Annotated in this window: 14 protein-coding genes; 3 read left to right on the top strand and 11 right to left on the bottom strand. The window is 64.8% G+C overall.

Annotated features, from left to right (window positions below; all coding sequences use genetic code 11):
* Nucleotides 1-71 precede the first annotated feature (71 nt).
* The 7 genes from VN004_RS10505 to VN004_RS10475 all read right to left on the bottom strand — a co-directional run bounded on the left by VN004_RS10505 (nt 72) and on the right by VN004_RS10475 (nt 9,955).
* Nucleotides 72-1,496 carry an amidohydrolase family protein gene (locus tag VN004_RS10505; RefSeq protein WP_325609688.1) on the bottom strand — a complete coding sequence of 475 codons (1,425 nt, stop codon included), beginning with the start codon at nt 1,494-1,496 and terminating at the stop codon, nt 72-74.
* A gap of 180 nt (nt 1,497-1,676) precedes the next feature.
* Nucleotides 1,677-2,114, bottom strand: coding sequence for a hypothetical protein (locus VN004_RS10500; RefSeq protein WP_325609686.1), 438 nt, complete (start codon nt 2,112-2,114; stop codon nt 1,677-1,679).
* Nucleotides 2,115-2,446: 332 nt separating this feature from the next.
* Nucleotides 2,447-6,190 carry a vitamin B12-dependent ribonucleotide reductase gene (locus tag VN004_RS10495; protein WP_325609684.1) on the bottom strand — a complete coding sequence of 1,248 codons (3,744 nt, stop codon included), beginning with the start codon at nt 6,188-6,190 and terminating at the stop codon, nt 2,447-2,449.
* Between the two features lie 637 nt (nt 6,191-6,827).
* The gene (locus tag VN004_RS10490) at nt 6,828-6,968 is read right to left on the bottom strand and encodes a hypothetical protein (protein WP_325609682.1); all 141 of its coding nucleotides are present in this window, start codon (nt 6,966-6,968) and stop codon (nt 6,828-6,830) included.
* Entirely contained in the window at nt 6,965-7,759 is a 795-nt protein-coding gene (locus VN004_RS10485; protein WP_325609680.1) for an SDR family NAD(P)-dependent oxidoreductase, read from the bottom strand. Before VN004_RS10485 ends, VN004_RS10490 begins: the two co-directional genes overlap by 4 nt.
* The gene (locus VN004_RS10480; protein WP_325609678.1) at nt 7,752-8,969 is read right to left on the bottom strand and encodes a zinc-dependent alcohol dehydrogenase; all 1,218 of its coding nucleotides are present in this window, start codon (nt 8,967-8,969) and stop codon (nt 7,752-7,754) included. Before VN004_RS10480 ends, VN004_RS10485 begins: the two co-directional genes overlap by 8 nt.
* A gap of 98 nt (nt 8,970-9,067) precedes the next feature.
* Complete coding sequence (locus tag VN004_RS10475) at nt 9,068-9,955, bottom strand: cation diffusion facilitator family transporter (protein ID WP_325609676.1); 888 nt, start codon at nt 9,953-9,955, stop codon at nt 9,068-9,070.
* 150 nt (nt 9,956-10,105) lie between these two features.
* Here VN004_RS10475 and VN004_RS10470 point away from each other — a divergent pair, with 150 nt between their 5' ends.
* A complete protein-coding gene (locus VN004_RS10470; protein ID WP_325609674.1) occupies nt 10,106-10,516 on the top strand; it encodes an NADH:ubiquinone oxidoreductase subunit NDUFA12 in 411 nt (136 codons plus the stop codon).
* Between the two features lie 137 nt (nt 10,517-10,653).
* Here the strand turns inward: VN004_RS10470 and VN004_RS10465 are convergent, their stop codons facing one another.
* Complete coding sequence (locus tag VN004_RS10465; RefSeq protein WP_325609672.1) at nt 10,654-11,643, bottom strand: tripartite tricarboxylate transporter substrate binding protein; 990 nt, start codon at nt 11,641-11,643, stop codon at nt 10,654-10,656.
* 564 nt (nt 11,644-12,207) lie between these two features.
* On the opposite strand from VN004_RS10465, the gene VN004_RS10460 reads away from it, so the two are divergent.
* Entirely contained in the window at nt 12,208-12,861 is a 654-nt protein-coding gene (locus tag VN004_RS10460) for a DUF2155 domain-containing protein (protein ID WP_325609670.1), read from the top strand.
* On the opposite strand, the gene aat is transcribed toward VN004_RS10460, so the two are convergent.
* Nucleotides 12,858-13,553, bottom strand: coding sequence for a leucyl/phenylalanyl-tRNA--protein transferase (gene aat / locus VN004_RS10455; protein WP_325609668.1), 696 nt, complete (start codon nt 13,551-13,553; stop codon nt 12,858-12,860). The two genes, VN004_RS10460 and aat, sit on opposite strands and share 4 nt — an antisense overlap.
* 115 nt (nt 13,554-13,668) lie before the next feature.
* Here aat and VN004_RS10450 point away from each other — a divergent pair, with 115 nt between their 5' ends.
* The gene (locus tag VN004_RS10450; protein ID WP_325609666.1) at nt 13,669-14,163 is read left to right on the top strand and encodes a response regulator; all 495 of its coding nucleotides are present in this window, start codon (nt 13,669-13,671) and stop codon (nt 14,161-14,163) included.
* Here VN004_RS10450 and VN004_RS10445 read toward each other — a convergent pair.
* Together VN004_RS10445 and VN004_RS10440 are read right to left on the bottom strand one after the other, a co-directional pair.
* Entirely contained in the window at nt 14,152-14,907 is a 756-nt protein-coding gene (locus VN004_RS10445; RefSeq protein WP_325609664.1) for a slipin family protein, read from the bottom strand. The genes VN004_RS10450 and VN004_RS10445 overlap by 12 nt on opposite strands.
* Nucleotides 14,908-14,922: 15 nt before the next feature.
* A complete protein-coding gene (locus VN004_RS10440; RefSeq protein WP_325609662.1) occupies nt 14,923-16,260 on the bottom strand; it encodes a nodulation protein NfeD in 1,338 nt (445 codons plus the stop codon).
* Nucleotides 16,261-16,536 lie beyond the last annotated feature (276 nt).

Genomic DNA, 16,536 nt, shown 5'->3' with positions numbered 1-16,536 from the left:
ACCCAACGTATTCGTCGCTACAGTGTCCTTCGCCCCCGCTACTTCGCCTTGGCTTGCAGCGCCAATCCCGCTTACCGTGCTTCCGCGACGATGCGCGGGTGATTGAACGCCGTGAAGCGGCTGCCACGGCGCAGCACGCGGCCGTCGATGATGACGGTGTCGACATTCGCGGGCATGCCGAGCGACACGATCGCTTCGTAAGGATCGCCGGCGGGCGCGATGTTGGTGTCGGTGGTGCGCACCAGCACGAGGTCGGCGCGCTTGCCCGGCGTGATCGAGCCGGTGCGATCGGCGATGCCGAGATCGACGGCGCCGTCGAGGGTCGCGAGCTGCAACAGGCGCTTCAGCGTCAGCGGCACGCGCGCGCCGATGCGATGTTGATGCAGCGCGAACAGCATCCGCATCGAGGCGAAGGGATCGGCGCTGATCGAGGCGATGTGGTCGGTCGAGAGGCTGACCTTGACGCCGGCCTCCAGCAATTCGCCGAGCTGGATGACGCCGAGCCGCGCGGCGCGGCGGGCCTCGAGCTGCGGCGAGGTCGAGTAGCTGACGCCGCGCGCCTTCATGATCGCGCGCTCCTCGGGCGTCGTCAGCAGCGGATGGACGAGCTGCACGTCCGGCCCGAGGAGGCCGGCCTTCTCAAGCTCGGCGATCGGGCTCGCGCCCGAGGTGTGCATGGTGATCGGCAGGCCGAGGCTGCGCGCCGCATCCCAGTCGCGCTTGAGCTGCTCCAGCGTGAGAACGCCGCGCGAGGCGTTGGAGGCCGGGCCACCCACCGTCAGCGCGCCGAGATTGCGCGACGAGATGCCGAGCGTGAGCAGGCCGTCCTTGTCGGGCATCCAGTCCTTCTTCACGCGGGCAATGCCGGCGACGTCCATCGGCGCGTCGTCGGGGAGGCCGACCGGGGTGCCGTAGGCGAAGCGGCCGCGCAGGCCCATGTCGCGCATCGCCGACAATTCGGCGTCGGCGTGCTCCGGGCTGCGGGTGTTGTGGGCCCAGTTGTGAATGGTGGTGATGCCGGCGCTGATGGCGTCGGCCGCGCCGAGGCGGACGGCGCGGTAGCTGTCCTGCGGGCTCATCAGCGGGCCGAGCTTTGCGGTCGTCGGGAAATAGCCGAGCGCGGGCGTATCGGCGCGCACGAACATGCGGAACAGGCTGGTCCACAGATGGAAGTGGGTATCGACGAAGCCCGGAATCGCGATCATGCCGGCGCCGTCGATGACCTCTGCGCCCGGTGCGTCGATGCGCGCGGCCACCGCCACGATGTCGCCGTTGCGGACATGGATGTCGCCCGCGGCGAGATCGGGCACAGCCGGATCCATGGTGAGCACGGTCGCGCCGCGGATGAGGAATTCGCCGCGCGCGGGCAGTGGCGCGGACGGTGGCAAAGCATTGCGCGTTGTCTGCGCGAATAGCCTGCGCGGCGCGAGTGCCGCGGCGGATCCCAGGAATGCCGCGCCGGCGAGAAGCCGCCGGCGGCTGACGTTGCCCTGCATGTCGTTCCCCCAGGCTTTTGGCGTGACGGACGACGTGCCGGAAAGCATCCGGCAGAGGCGCCGCCCGCGGATCATTGTCCCGATCCGGAAAGTCGCGCCTCGACTATCGCTCAAAAAAATGGCCGGGCCTAGCCAAACGGCGAGGCCCGGCCATGGTGGTCGGAGCGGACCGACGCTCGATTATTTCAGCGTCAGCGCCATGCCGTTGAGGTCGAGATTGACCATCAGTCCGGTCTGCATGCCGGCCAGTCTCATCACCGCGCCGCTCTGGTTGGTCAGCACCACGGCCTGCGGGCCGCGGATGATAGCGGCGCCCGCCGAGCCCGCGCCATAGACGCCCTCTACGTCGCGCGGCGAGCGGATGTTGGAGACGGTGCCGCGCAGATTGATCGCCGCGCCGCCGAAGGTGAGGCCCCAGCTCAGGCCGCCCACCGCCAGCCGGTAGGTGCGGCCGCGGAAGGTCAGCGTGCCTTCGCCGATGGTGCCGCCGATGACCCAGCCGCCTTTCAGAAAGCGGATATGCACGGTGCCGGTATCGGCCTTTGCGGTGGTGGCGAAGCCGAGCGCGACGATGGCAAGAAGCGCGACGGCCAGGATGCGAAGGCGGGCAAAGATCATGGTTGTCCCCGGAGTTGATGATGGTGCAGATGCCGGGTGTCCCGGCCAACGCAGCAAATGAAGGCTAACACATATCTGATTCGATACGTGCCGGACCGGGGTAGGGCGCCGCGACTTGTGCGGAGGCAGACAGAGGGACCCGCAGCAAGTCAGGCTATGCGCTGCCGACGCGTCTTGTCATGTCGCCGCGGCCCGTCAGCAGCCCTGCGATCGAGGGCTGAGGAGGCGCCGTCAGCCGAAAAGCAGAATGCCCGCACTTGGTGCGGGCATTTGCATTGCTGTTTCCGGTTTGACGCCGGGTCACCGCTTTCGCGGAGGCGAACGGTGCCGCGTTACGAACACCCCGTCGTCGATCCGCAGGTGTCGCACTTCATGCAGGTGCCGTTGCGCACCAGCGTGAAGTTCTGGCACTCGCTGCACGCCTCGCCCTCGTAACCGCGAGCCTTGGCTTCAGCACGGCGCTCGGAGATCGCGGCTTTCGGCTGGGCCTTCGGCTCGTCCAGCATCGCGCGCATGCGCTCGGCGACCGGATTGAGATCGAGCGCCGGGGTGGCGCCGCCCTTCAGCGCCACCGCGCCCTCGGTGCGGAACGAGGTGACGTTGCCCGCCGCCGCCTGCTGTGCAGAGCCACCAGTCGTGCCGCCGGCATGATGGGTGCCGCCCGAGATTACCCCGAGCTTGTCGGTGCGCGAGCGGGTCAGGCCCTTCGACAGATATTTCGCGGCCGGGGCGGGCAGGGGCATGTCCGGCAATTTTCCTTCCTCCACGCCCTTGCCGAGCGCATCGAAGCCGCCTTCGGACGGATCGACATGCGCGAGGTCGAAGCGCGAGAGATAGGACACCGCAAGCTCGCGGAACACGTAATCGAGGATCGAGGTCGCGAACTTGATCGAGTCGTTGCCCTGCACCGGACCCGACGGTTCGAACCGCGTGAAGGTGAAGGCGTCGACATATTCCTCGAGCGGCACGCCATATTGCAGGCCGAGCGAGACCGCGATCGCGAAGTTGTTGATGAAGGAGCGGAGCGCCGCGCCTTCCTTGTGCATGTCGATGAAGATCTCGCCGATCCGGCCGTCGTCATATTCGCCGGTGCGCAGATAGACCTTGTGGCCGCCGACCACCGCCTTCTGGGTGTAGCCCTTGCGGCGATCGGGGAGCTTCTCGCGTTCGCGGATCACCGTGACGCGCTCGACCACCTTCTCGATGACGCGCTCGGCGAGCTGCGCGGTGCGCGCGGCGGCCGGCTTGTCGAGGAAGGACTCGATATCCTCCTCGTCGTCGTCCTCGTCGGCGATCAGCTGCGCGTTCAGCGGCTGCGAGAGCTTCGAGCCATCGCGATAGAGCGCGTTGGCCTTCAGCGCCAGCTTCCAGGACAGCATATAGGCTGACTTGCAGTCCTCGACCGTCGCCTCGTTCGGCATGTTGATGGTCTTGGAGATGGCGCCGGAGATGAAGGGCTGCGCCGCCGCCATCATGCGGATGTGGCTCTCGACCGAGAGATAGCGCTTGCCGGTGCGGCCGCACGGATTTGCGCAGTCGAAAACCGCATAATGCGCGGGCTTGAGGTGCGGAGCCCCTTCCACCGTCATCGCGCCGCAGACATGGATGTTGGCCGCCTCGATCTCGCGCTTGGTGAAACCGAGATGGGCAAGCAGGTCGAAGGACGGATTCGCCAGATCCGCCGGCGAGACGCCCAGCGCATCGCGGCAGAACTGCTCGCCGAGCGTCCACTTGTTGAAGACGAATTTGATGTCGAAGGCGGTCGGCAAGGCCTTCTCGACCAGCGTGATGGCTTCATTGGTGAAGCCCTTGGCCTTCAGGGTCGAGTGGTTGATCGCCGGCGCGTTGGCGAGGTTGCCGTGACCGACGGCATAGGCCTCGATCTCGGCGATCTCGCTTTCCGAATAGCCGAGCGCGCGCAGCGCCTCCGGCACGGCGCGGTTTATGATCTTGAAGTAACCCCCGCCGGCGAGCTTCTTGAACTTCACCAGCGCGAAGTCGGGCTCGATGCCGGTGGTGTCGCAATCCATCACGAGACCGATGGTGCCGGTCGGCGCGATCACGGTCGCCTGCGCATTGCGGTAGCCGTGTTGCTCGCCGAGCGCGAGCGCCTTGTCCCAGGCGAGCTTGGCATGGCGCACCAGCTCGGGGTCGGGGCAATGCGATGCCTCGATCGGCACGGGGTTCGTGCCGAGCTTCTCGTAGCCCGACGCTTCGCCATAGGCCGCGCGGCGATGATTGCGGATGACCCGCAGCATCGGCTCTCGATTTTTCTCGTATCCCGGGAAGGCGCCGAGTTCGGCGGCCATCTCGGCCGACGTCGCATAGGAGATGCCGGTCATGATCGCGGTCAGCGCAGCGCAGATCGCGCGGCCCGCTTCGGAGTCATAGGGAATGCCCGACGACATCAGGAGCCCGCCGATATTGGCGTAGCCGAGACCGAGCGTGCGGTATTCGTAGGACAATTGCGCGATTTCCTTGGAGGGGAATTGCGCCATCATCACCGAGACTTCGAGGACGATCGTCCACAGCCGCACCGCGTGCTCATAAGCGGCAATGTCGAAGCGCTTGGTCTCCTTGTCGCGGAAGGTGAGGAGATTGAGCGAGGCGAGATTGCACGCCGTGTCGTCGAGGAACATGTATTCCGAGCACGGATTGGACGCGCGGATTTCGCCGGAGGCCGGGCAGGTGTGCCAGTCGTTGACCGTGGTGTGGAATTGCAGGCCGGGATCGGCGCAGGCCCAGGCGGCGTAACCGATCTTCTCCCACAGCGCGCGGGCCTTGAGGGTTTTCGCGACGCCCTTCCTGTTGCGCCAGGTCAGATCCCAGTCGGCGTCGGATTCGACCGCCTTGAGGAAATCGTCGGTGACGCGGACCGAGTTGTTCGAGTTCTGGCCGGAGACGGTGAGATACGCCTCCGAATCCCAGTCGGTGTCGTAAACCGGGAATTCGATGTCGGTATAGCCCTGGCGCGCGAACTGAATCACGCGCTTGATCATGTTGTCAGGGACGAAGGCCTTGCGCGCGAGCTTGATCTCGCGCTTCAGCGCCGGGTTCTTGTCGGGCGAGAAGCAGTCGTCGCCAGAGCCCTCGCAATTGACGCAGGCCTTCAAGACCGCGCGCAGGTGCTTCTGATTGACCTTCGAGCCGGTGACGAGAGCGGCAACCTTCTGCTCTTCCTTCACCTTCCAGTCGATATATTGCTCGATATCGGGATGGTCGGCATCGACCACGACCATCTTGGCCGCACGACGCGTCGTGCCGCCGGACTTGATCGCGCCCGCCGCGCGGTCGCCGATCTTGAGGAACGACATCAGTCCCGAGGACTTGCCGCCGCCCGACAGCTTCTCGCCTTCGCCGCGCAGCCGCGAGAAGTTAGAGCCGGTGCCGGAGCCGTATTTGAACAGGCGCGCTTCGCGGACCCACAGGTCCATGATGCCGCCCTCGTTGACGAGGTCGTCCTTGATCGACTGGATGAAGCAGGCATGCGGCTGCGGATGCTCGTAGGCGCTGTCCGACTTGCGCAATTCGCCGGTGGCGTGATCGACGTAATAGTGACCCTGCGAAGGACCGTCGATGCCGTAGGCCCAGTGCAGACCGGTGTTGAACCATTGCGGCGAGTTCGGCGCGCACATCTGCATCGCCAGCATGTAGCGAAGCTCGTCGAAGAAAATCTGCGCGTCGGTTTCGGTGTCGAAATAGCCGCCCTTCCAGCCCCAATAGGCCCAGGTGCCGGCAAGGCGATCGAAGACCTGCTTGGCCGAATGCTCGCCGCCGAAACGTTCGGCTTCGGGCAACAGCGACAAGGCCGCGTGGTCGGCCACATGCCGCCACAGGAAGGAGGGGACGGAATTCTCCTCGACGCTCTTCAGCCGGGCGGGCACCCCGGCCTTGCGGAAATATTTCTGGGCAAGGACGTCGGAGGCGACCTGCGACCAGAATTCCGGCACTTCAACATTCTCGAGCCGGAACACCACCGATCCGTCGGGGTTCCTGATCTCGCTCGTGGTCAGCCGGAAGTCGATCCCCGCATAGGGGGATTGGCCGTCCTTCGTAAAGCGCCGCTCAATTCGCATTCTTCTCGCCCCGTCTTATTCGTGGTGCGAACCGGCAGTTTCCCATTTGCCGGCCCACCCATCACCGTCACCGCGAAGCCCGCCCCGCCTCGCGTCGTCCGGCCCATGTTCTTGTTCGACGCCTTCTCACTTTAACACCCGGGCGCTGGTTCGGACGCGCCCGTTTCCCACCCGGCAGAGACGCGAAACCCACCCCCGCCAAGGGCTTATTCCGGGCGGGTGCTGCCTCGCTACGCGCTGTCGGAGGAGCCGGCGGAGACTAAAGACACACCCGCGCCGAGCTGAGGACTCAAACCTATGAACTACTGCCCGGCACGTCAAGCTCTAGTGGTTAAGTATCAATGAAACCCTAAGGCTTGTGCCCCCGGCTGGGAATTATGGGGATTACTCACGAACCGGTGAGGATACTTTGCGAGGGCTTTGCGGATTCGCCAAGCGCAAATCCGCCCGCGACGAAGCACGCCCGTCATGGTCCCGTTGCGTTGTCCGAAGTAGGCAAAAAACCGAAGATTCGCTGTCAAGCGTCACGTGGGAGGACGCGCAAGGAAAGACCGCGAAGCAGCGCCAAAGCCCGTTTCGCGGTCCTTCCAAAAACCAAAAGCGCAGCGATTCTCCGTTGGAAAGCAGGCAGATAGACCTAATGCTGCCCATCCGGCGGGTAGTCGCGCTCCGGATCGCGCTTCGGCGGCGGTTTCTGCGCCGGTTGTTGCGACGATTGTCCGGGCAGCTTCCACGGCTCGTCAGTTTCGCTGTCACTGCCTTTCTTGCCGCCGGTCATCGCTTGGTCTCCGCGGTACCGGGCTTCGCCATCTTGGTGTGTTGATGGGCGAGCGTCTCCGAGGGCACGACATTGGCGATCGCCGCCTGCATCTTGTTCTGCCATCCGCTGACGACACCGCCATCGCCAGCCATCATCGCGCGGAAGCCGTCCTTTGCCACATCGAGCGGGCTGTCCTTCGCCTGGGTGCCGACCTTGGTGTCCATCAGGTCGGCGCGTTCGAAAAATTCGGTTTCGGTCGGCCCCGGCATCAGACAGGTGACGGTGACGCCGCTGTCCTTCAGCTCCTCGCGCAAGGCGTAGGAAAACGAGTCGATGAAGGCCTTGGTGCCGTTGTAGATCGCCTGGTAGGCGCCCGGCATATAGCCGGCGATGGATCCGGTGATGAGGATCTTGCCTTCGCCGCGCGCGCGCATGTCGCGGCCGATCTTGTGGACGAGATAGACGGTGCCGGTGACGTTGGTGTCGATCACGTAACGGATGTCGTCGAAATCCTGATCGAGAAAAGCCTTGCCTAATCCGCGTCCGGCATTGGCGAGGAGGGCGGCGACCGGCCGGCCACCGATCTTGCGAAAGAGCGCTTCATTGCCCTCGATCGTCGCAAGATCGGCCTGTACCGTCTCCACCGAGGATGAGCCGATCCGCAATTCCTCCGCGGCCTTCTCGATCTCCGGTTCGTTGGCGGCGATGATCAGATCGAAGCCGTGTTCGGCGCATTGGCGCGCCAGCTGCAGGCCAATGCCGGTCGAGGCACCGGTGACGACGGCGAGTTGCCGGGTGGCGTCAAGCATGGGCGGCCTCCGTTCGGCGATCCAGCGGCGCGTCGGTCATGCCGGGTTTGAGCACGACCTTGATGCAGCCGTCCTTTTTCTCTCGGAATGTGTCGTAGAGTTCGGGGCCCTTCTCGAGCGGGGCGACATGCGTGATCACCACTGTCGGGTCGATCTTGCCCTCGTCGATGTATTGAAGAAGCTTCGGCAGATAGCGCTGCACCGGCGTCTGCGCCATGCGGAAGGTGAGGCCGCGATTGATGGCGGCGCCCATCGGGATCTTGTCCAGGAATCCGCCATAGACGCCGATCACCGACACGGTGCCGAAGTTGCGGCAGCAATGGATTGCCTGGCGCAGCACGTGCGGACGATCGGTGCCCATGAAGGTCGCGACCTTGATCCGGTCCCATCTTGCCATCAGGCTCGATGCCGGATCAGCCTCGGTGCCGACGGCATCGATGCAGGCATCGGCGCCGCGGCCTTTGGTCTTGTCCATGATCGCGTCGTAGACATCCTCCTCGAGGAAATCGATGGTCTCGGCGCCAGCTTCGCGCGCGAGCGCAAGCCGCTCGGGGACGGTATCGATCGCGATCACACGCTCGGCGCCAAGCAGGAAGGTGCTGCGGATCGCGAATTGCCCGACCGGGCCGCAGCCCCAGATCGCGACTGTTTCGCCGCCTTTCAGGTCGCAGAATTCGGCGCCCATATAGCCGGTCGGAAAAATGTCGGAGAGAAACAGCACCTGCTCGTCGCTGAGATGGTTCGGCACCTTGATCGGGCCGACATCGGCGTAGGGCACGCGCAAATATTCCGCCTGACCGCCGGCATAGCCGCCGAGAAGGTGCGAATAGCCGAACAACCCGCCGGGTGAATTGCCCCAGAGCTTCGCCGCCTTTGCGTGATCCGGATTGGTGCGCTCGCAGCCCGAGAAGAAGCCGTTCCGGCAGAAGAAGCATTCGCCGCATGAGATCGTGAACGGCACGACGACGCGATCGCCGACCTTCAGTGCCTTGTTGTCGCGGCCGACCTCGACGACTTCGCCCATCGTCTCATGCCCGATGACATCGCCGCTGCGCATGTCCGGGATGATACCGCCATAGATGTGCAGGTCGGACCCGCAGATGGCACAGGCCGTGACCTTGATGATGGCGTCGCGCGGATGCTCAATCTTCGGATCGGGAACTTCCTCGCAGCGGATGTCCGCCTTGCCGTGCCACGCCAATGCTTTCATGAAAATCGCTCCCAACGAGATGCGCGTCGTCAGGATTGAACGTGGGCCATCCCCTAAAGTTCGACGGTCAGGGGAAGATTCAGGCGGGCCGGCGGGTCCTAAAGGACGACGATGCCGGAATGCTTGGCCTTCTCGTCGGGCTCGACATGGATCGAGATCAGCGCGTCCTCAATCTCGGCCTTGAGCGCGCGTTCCAGCCGGTCGCAGATGTCATGGGCTTCGGTGACGCTCATCGAGCCTTTGACCACCAGATGGAAGTCGACGAACGTCCTGCGCCCGGCATGGCGGGTGCGAAGGTCATGCGCTTCGATGGCGCCATCGGCATTGGCAGCGATGATGGTGCGGATGCGCGCGAGGTCCCCTTCGGGCACCGCCGCGTCGAGCAGGCCGCCAACCGATTCCTTCATCACCCGGTAGCCGGCCCACAGGACATTCACGCCGACCAGCGCCGCGATGATCGGGTCGAGAACGACATATCCGGTCAGCGCGGCAAGCGACACGCCGACCAGCATGGCGGCCGAGGATACGACGTCGGTGAAGAGGTGGCGCCCATCGGCGAGGAGGGCGGGCGACTTGCGCCGGCGTCCCTGCGTGATCAGGAGGTAGCTCCAGCCGGCGTTGATCGCGGTGGCGATGCCATTCACGGCAAGGCCGGCCCAGGGCGCGTCGACGAGGCGCGGCGTGAGGTAGGCGGCATAGGCCTCGCGGAAGATCGCGAGCGCGGCGATGATGATCAGCACGCCTTCCACCACCGCCGACATGTATTCGGCCTTGTGGTGGCCATAGGGGTGGTCCGCGTCGGCAGGCTGGGCGGCAAATCGAATCGCGATGAGGGCCGCGATGGCGGTTGCGACATTGACGATGCTCTCGATGGCGTCCGAGAGCAGGGCGACGCTGCCGGTCAGATAATAGGCGACATATTTCAGCCCGAGGACGACGAGTCCAACGACGATGCTGCCCAGGGCAATGGCTTGGACCCGTTTCATGTGTCCGCTGTTTGGCTAAAGCCGCGATCTAGGGCGCTGGCGGGTCCGAAGCAAGCGCGTTGATTTCAAATGCAAATCGGTTGCAATAGCGCGGTCTGGACTTCGCCGCGGCCCGATGGCAAGAGGAGCCAGCACGGGACCTCGACGCTGATGAAAACCTTCCTGCTCCGCTTCTTCACCTGGTGGAATGGTCAGACGCTGAACACCCAGCTCTGGACTTGGCTCTATGGCGAGCTTGTCGGCGAGGATGAGAACGGCAACCGCTATTACCGGACCAAGGGCGGCAGGATCGATCCGTCGCTCGGCTTCGAGCGGCGCTGGGTGATCTATAACGGCTATACCGAGCCCACGACCATTCCGCCGGCATGGCACGGCTGGATCCATCACATCGTGGACACGCCGCCGACCGAGGAAAAATACAAGCCGCGTCCCTGGCAGAAGCCGCACCGGCCGAACCTGACCGGCACGCCCGGCGCCTATCGCCCGTCGGGCTCGACCCTCGCGCAGGGCCGCCGGCCCAAGGCGACGGGCGATTACAAGGCATGGACGCCCGGCCGATAGAACCGGCAGCGCCGAAAATCAGCCACCTTGGCGCAACGACATACGGCCCCCATGGCCCGCAAATGCGCAAAACCAGGGCCGAAGCCCTGGTTTTCTGTTTGGATCGAGGCGCGGGAAAACCGCGCTCTCGGCTCAGATCACATCGCGCCCTGCAATCCGAGCTGCTTGACCAGATCGCCCCACTTGTCGCGCTCGGACGCCATGTAGGATCTGATGCCGTCGACCGACGGCGTATCCACCGGGATCAGCCCGATCTTTTCAGTGAGCTTGATCATCTCCGGGTCCGCCATGATTTTCTTCATGGAGGCGTGCAGCTTGTCCACGATCGGCTTCGGCGTCGCGGCGGGCGCAAGCAGCACATGCCACGACACCGCTTCGAAATCCGGCGCGCTGGCCGCTTCGGCAAAGGGTGGCACGTCGGGCAGCGAGGGCAGGCGGGTGGTCGCGGACACTGCCAGCGGGCGCAGCTTGCCGTCCTTGATCAGCGGCAGTGAGGCACCGGCTTCGGCAAAGCCGAGATCGACATGGCCGGCCGCGATATCGGCGATCGATTGCGGCGTGTTCTTGTACGGAACATGGGTCACGTCGACGCCGAAGCGCTTCTTCATGTATTCCATCGACAGATGTTGCGCGACGCCCGCGCCCGGCGACGAATAGGTCAGCGGCTTCTTGGATTCCTTGACGTATTTGATCAGTTCCGGAACCGACTTCACCGGCAGATTCGGATTCACCACGAGGATGAATGGCGATTTCACGTAAAGCGAGATCGGGACGAAGTCATTGATGTGGTCGTAGTTGATCTTCTTGTAGAGCACCGGGTTGATCGCCATCGCGGACGACGTCGAGACCAGAAGCGTGTAGCCATCGGCCGGGGCTTTCGAAACCGCCACCGCAGCCAGCATCAGCGCGGCGCCAGGACGGTTCTCGACGACAACCGGTTGACCGAGATCGGCCTGCAACTTGTCGGCATAGATTCGCACCAGCGAATCCATTCCGCTGCCGGCGGCAAGCGGTACGACGATGGTGACAGGACGGTTGGGATAGTCCTGAGCGATCGACGTTGCGGGTTGCAGAATGGCGCACGCGGCGAGTGCAAGCAGCGCGCGGCGTCCGATGGCGAACGGCATGTAGTCCTCCCTTGATCAGCGCTCTGCGGCGCCCTCGATTCGCACAATGCAGGTCCGACGCCTGCCCGGCAAGCGGTCCGGCAGGCCCGGATGGCGAGCCAGATTGACGCGGATCGCCCTTCCGCCGCCGTATTCGGCATGTTAACCCGTGAGGAGCAATGATCGCGGAGGGGCGAAATTGCTTGTTCCGGGGCCTGGATGACAATCGGCTGGTTACGACGGGGTGCTGCCGGGCTCGTCGCTGCGGCGGCGGGTACGGCGATTCTGTGCGTAACGCCTCCCAGCGCGGTCGCCCAGTTTGGTTCGATCTTCGGTGATCCGCCGCCGCGTCCGCCCGCCACGGTTCCAGGGCAGCGCCAGCAATTCCCGCAGCAACAGCAGCAGCCCCAGCCTCAGCCGCAATTCCCGGATCGATTGCCGCCGGGGCCGCCGCCGAGCGCGCGCCGCTCCCAGCCTCCGATCCAGTCTGAGCCGTTGCCGCCGCCCGGAGCCGGGCGCCAAGACACCGCCAAGCCGTCGCTGCCGCCGGGCGTCCGCCCGCCTCGGGGTACGCCGCAGCCGGCCGTGACTGCGCCGCAACCCGGCGACGAGGTGGTGAACATCCCGCCGGCCCAGAAGATCCCCAACAAGACGGCGGTGTTTTCGGGCCTCGACAAGATCACCGGGCGCATCATCTCGTTCGATGTCGAGCTCAACGAGACGGTCCAGTTCGGCGCGCTGCAGGTGGTGCCGCGGGTCTGTTATACGCGGCCGCCGACCGAGGCCGCGGCGACCGATGCATTCGTCGAAGTGAGCGAAGTCACGCTGCAGGGTGAAGTGCGCCGAATCTTCTCCGGCTGGATGTTTGCCGCGAGTCCCGGACTGAACGCGGTCGAGCATCCGATCTATGACGTGTGGCTCACCGACTGCAAACAGCCAACGGTGAATGTGGCAGAACAGCCGGCGCCGCCGCAGCTTGGCCTTCAGGGCCCGCCGCAGGTCATTCCGGATGCGGAGGCCAGTGGCGAGGACAGCCCGGACACGCCGACGGCAGACCAGCCGCAGACGCCGCGTCCGCGTCCGCAACAGGCCCAGCAGCCACAGCAACAACCGCAACCGCAGCGCTCACAACAGGCGCAACAGCCGCCGCGGCCCCAGGCCCAGCCTCAACCACAGCCGCAACGGCCGCGGCCCCAGCCGCAGACCGGGGCCAATCCGTTCCCGACGCCGATCCGTTAGTCGTCGATCGCGCCTTCGCTCAGCGCGGCGAGCACAGTCGATCCCGGCAGCGGATCGGGATCGAGGGCGAAGAAATCGGCTTCGCCTTCGAGCGCGCGCTCCAGGAGCCGATTGTAATGGCGCTTGCTGACCTCGATCGCGCCGAACCGCGACAGGTGCGAGGTCACGAATTGCGTATCGAGCAAGGCAAAGCCACCCGCGCGCAATCGTCCGACGAGATGCACCAGCGCAACCTTCGAGGCATCGCGTTCGCGATGAAACATGCTCTCGCCGAAAAACGCGCGGCCGAGCCGCACGCCATAGAGCCCGCCCACCAGCTTGCCGTCGCGCCACGCTTCGACCGAATGGCAATGGCCGATCTCGTGCAGCTTGCAATAGAGCGTGCGAATGCGCCGGTTGATCCAGGTGCGGGATCGGCCCGCCGCAGGCTCGGCGCAGCCGTCGATCACCGCCTCGAAATCGCGGTCGATATAGATTTCGAACCGGTCGGAGCGGACGGTCCGGGCGAGCCGGCGGGGCAGATGGAACCCCTCGAGCGGCAACAGGCCGCGCATGTCGGGTTCGAACCAGTACAGGGAGGGATCGTCGGCATTCTCCGCCATCGGGAAAATGCCGCAGGCATAGGCCTTGAGGAGCACCTCGGGGGTGATCTCCACAAAGCCGGTCTCGCGCGCCGAATCCCTGCTGGCCATCACCGTTAACTTAACGCTCCGTTATCCCAGAACCCGTTAAATTTTCGACACTTTGCGAACAAATGAGGCGGCCAGGATTTGCCCGCCCAGTTGTGTTGCGTAAGAGGGGTGGACCATGACGCAGAAGTCATCCAAACGGAAGGCCGCCGACCGCAAGATCAATTCGCAGAACGCCGAGGCTAGGGTCGAACCCCGGCAGAACTGCGTTCTTCTCGTCGAGGACGAGCCCCTGATCGCCGAAATCATCGGCGAGGCGCTGACGGAATCGGGCCATCTGGTCCACTTGGCCGCGAATGCCGAGGAGGCGATGGCCCATTTCTCCAATGGCATGCGCGTCGATCTGTTGTTCACGGACATCAACCTGCCGGGCGGACTCGACGGCGTCGGCCTCGCCGAACAGGCGCGCGGGGTCAATCCGACGCTGCCGATCGTGTTTGCCTCCGGACGCTGGTGGCGACTGGAGGAGCTGCAGAAGCTTCCGAACGCAACGACCTTGCGCAAGCCCTATAGCCCGGCGCGCGCCTGCGAAGCGGTCGAGACGCTGCTCGCGGAACGCGCGCTCGACACCGACGAGACCGAGCCTGCGCAGGAAGCCGCGTTAGCTCTTTAGCTTGTCGAGCAGGTTCATCGGGATCGGCAGCACGATGGTCGATGCCCGGTCGCCGGCAATGGTCTGCAGCGCAGTCAGATAACGAAGCTGCATCGCTTCCGGGCGTGACGCGAGGATCTCGCCCGCATTGGCGAGTGTTTGCGCCGCCTGAAACTCGCCTTCGGCATCGATCACCTTGGCGCGGCGGATGCGTTCGGCTTCGGCCTGACGCGCGATCGCCCGGATCATGCTCTCGTTGATGTCGATATGCTTCAACTCGACATTGGACACCTTGATGCCCCACGCGTCGGTCTGCTGGTCGAGGATCGTCTGGATGTCGTCGTTCAGCTTGCCGCGCTCTGCCAGCATTTCGTCGAGATCGTGCTGACCGAGCACCGAGCGCAACGTGGTTTGCGCGAGCTGACTGGTCGCTTCGTTGAATTCCTCGACCTGAATGATGGCCTTCTGCGGATCGATGACCCGGAAATACACCACCGCATTGACGCGTACCGAGACGTTGTCGCGAGAGATCACGTCCTGCGGCTCGACATCGAGCACGCGGGTGCGAAGGTCGACGCGAACCATCTGCTGGATAAAGGGAATGACAAGGACCAGGCCCGGGCCTTTGACCTTCCATAGCCGCCCGAGCATGAAAACGACGCCCCGCTCGTATTCCCGCAGCACCCGGAAAGAATAGAGGAGGATAAGCAATACCAGGGCAGCCGGTATTGCGAGAGCCGACCACGCCGGCAGATAGCCCACCATGAATGCCTCCAAGCGCTAAACGGGTTCGACGTCCAGGATCAGGCCGTCGCGGCTCTTGACGCGCACGCGATCGCCGGGTGCGAGAGCCTTGGCGGCGCGCGCCGCCCAGACCTCGCCGTGAATGCGGATATTGCCCCGATCATTCGACCACGCGATCACCGTCCCGTGCTCGCGCAGCAATTGCTCGGCGCCGGTTTGCGTCGGCCGGTTGCGGGCCTTCAGGGCGGCGCCGAGGACGAAGAAGCTCAGTCCGGCACTCGCAAGCGCCGCGCCGGCAATCACCGGGATCGAAACGCGCATGTCGAAATCGGCGCCTTCGCCCTCGTACAGAAAGAACGCGCCGACAAGAAACGCCACCACGCCCCCGATTCCGAGCGCACCGATGCCGGGGGTGAAGGCCTCGGCGATCATCAGCGCGACGCCGAGCAGCAGCAGCGCCAGAGCACCGTAATGCACGGGGAGGAGAGAAAGCGCGATCAGAGCCAGCAGCAGCGAGATGCCGCCGATAATGCCGGGAAGGAACGCGCCGGGATTCCAGAACTCGAACAGGAGGCCATAGACGCCGACCAGCAGCAGGATGAACGCGAGATTGGGGTCGGCAATCGTTGCAAGGAGGCGCGTGCGCCATTCCGGCTGCAGCACTTCGATCGTGGCGTCGCGTGTCGCGAGCTTGCGATCTGCATTGCCGACACGGATGACGCGGCCATCGGCCTGCGCCAGAAAGTCCGCAACATCGCGCGCAACGTAGTCCACGACGCCCGCCTTCTGCGCTTCCTCGGCGGTCATCGTTTCCGCCTCGCGCACCGCCTTTTCGGCAAAATCGGTATTGCGGCCGCGCATCTGCGCAAGGCTGCGCAACATGGCGACCGTGTCATTCAGCGCCTTCTTCTCGACGGCGGAGGGATCGGACGCGGTCTTGTCGTCTTTCTTCGGTTGCGGGGTGCCCGGAATTCCGCCCATCGCAATGGGCGTCGCGGCGCCCAGATTGGTCCCGGGCGCCATCGCGGCGAGATGCGCGGCATAGACGATGAAGGTGCCGGCCGAAGCGGCCCTTGCCCCGCCGGGCGACACCAGAACGAGGACCGGCACGGGAGCTGTGACCATTTCGCGGATGACGTCGCGGGTCGCGGACACAAGGCCACCGGGCGTATCGAGCCGGATAACCACGGCGGCCGCCTTGTCCTGCGCCGCGCGCTGGATCGCGCGGGCGACCTGACGCTGGGCGGCGACGCTGATCGCGCCTTCGATCTCGACGACATAGACCTTCTCGGCAACCGACGCCGCACCATGGCCCGAGGCTGCGGCGAGGATCGTGCCGAACAGCGCCAGCATGAAAACAGCGAGACGTTTCATCGCTCACCCGCAATTGCAGCTATGCATATAGGTGAGGGCGGTCCGCCTTGCGAGGCGCTGCGACAATCAGCGATGCTGCGCCGCGAGACGGCCGCGACCAATTCCTGAGCAACGCGTGCGGTAAGTGGCGAAAAGCCGGCCGTCAGGACGGGTTGACGCGTGGCGCGCACTCGAACGTGATCACCACGCGTGTGCCGTGGTGGTCCGGATCGTACACCACATCGGCACCAAGCCGGTTCGCCATGGCGCCCACGATGGAGCGGCCGAGTCCGGTGG

The sequence above is a fragment of the Pseudorhodoplanes sp. genome (assembly GCF_035565855.1).
In the GTDB taxonomy this organism is placed as follows: Bacteria; Pseudomonadota; Alphaproteobacteria; order Rhizobiales; family Xanthobacteraceae; genus Pseudorhodoplanes.
Note: the sequence above shows the minus strand (reverse complement) of the source record. Positions and strands in the feature narration are given on the sequence as shown.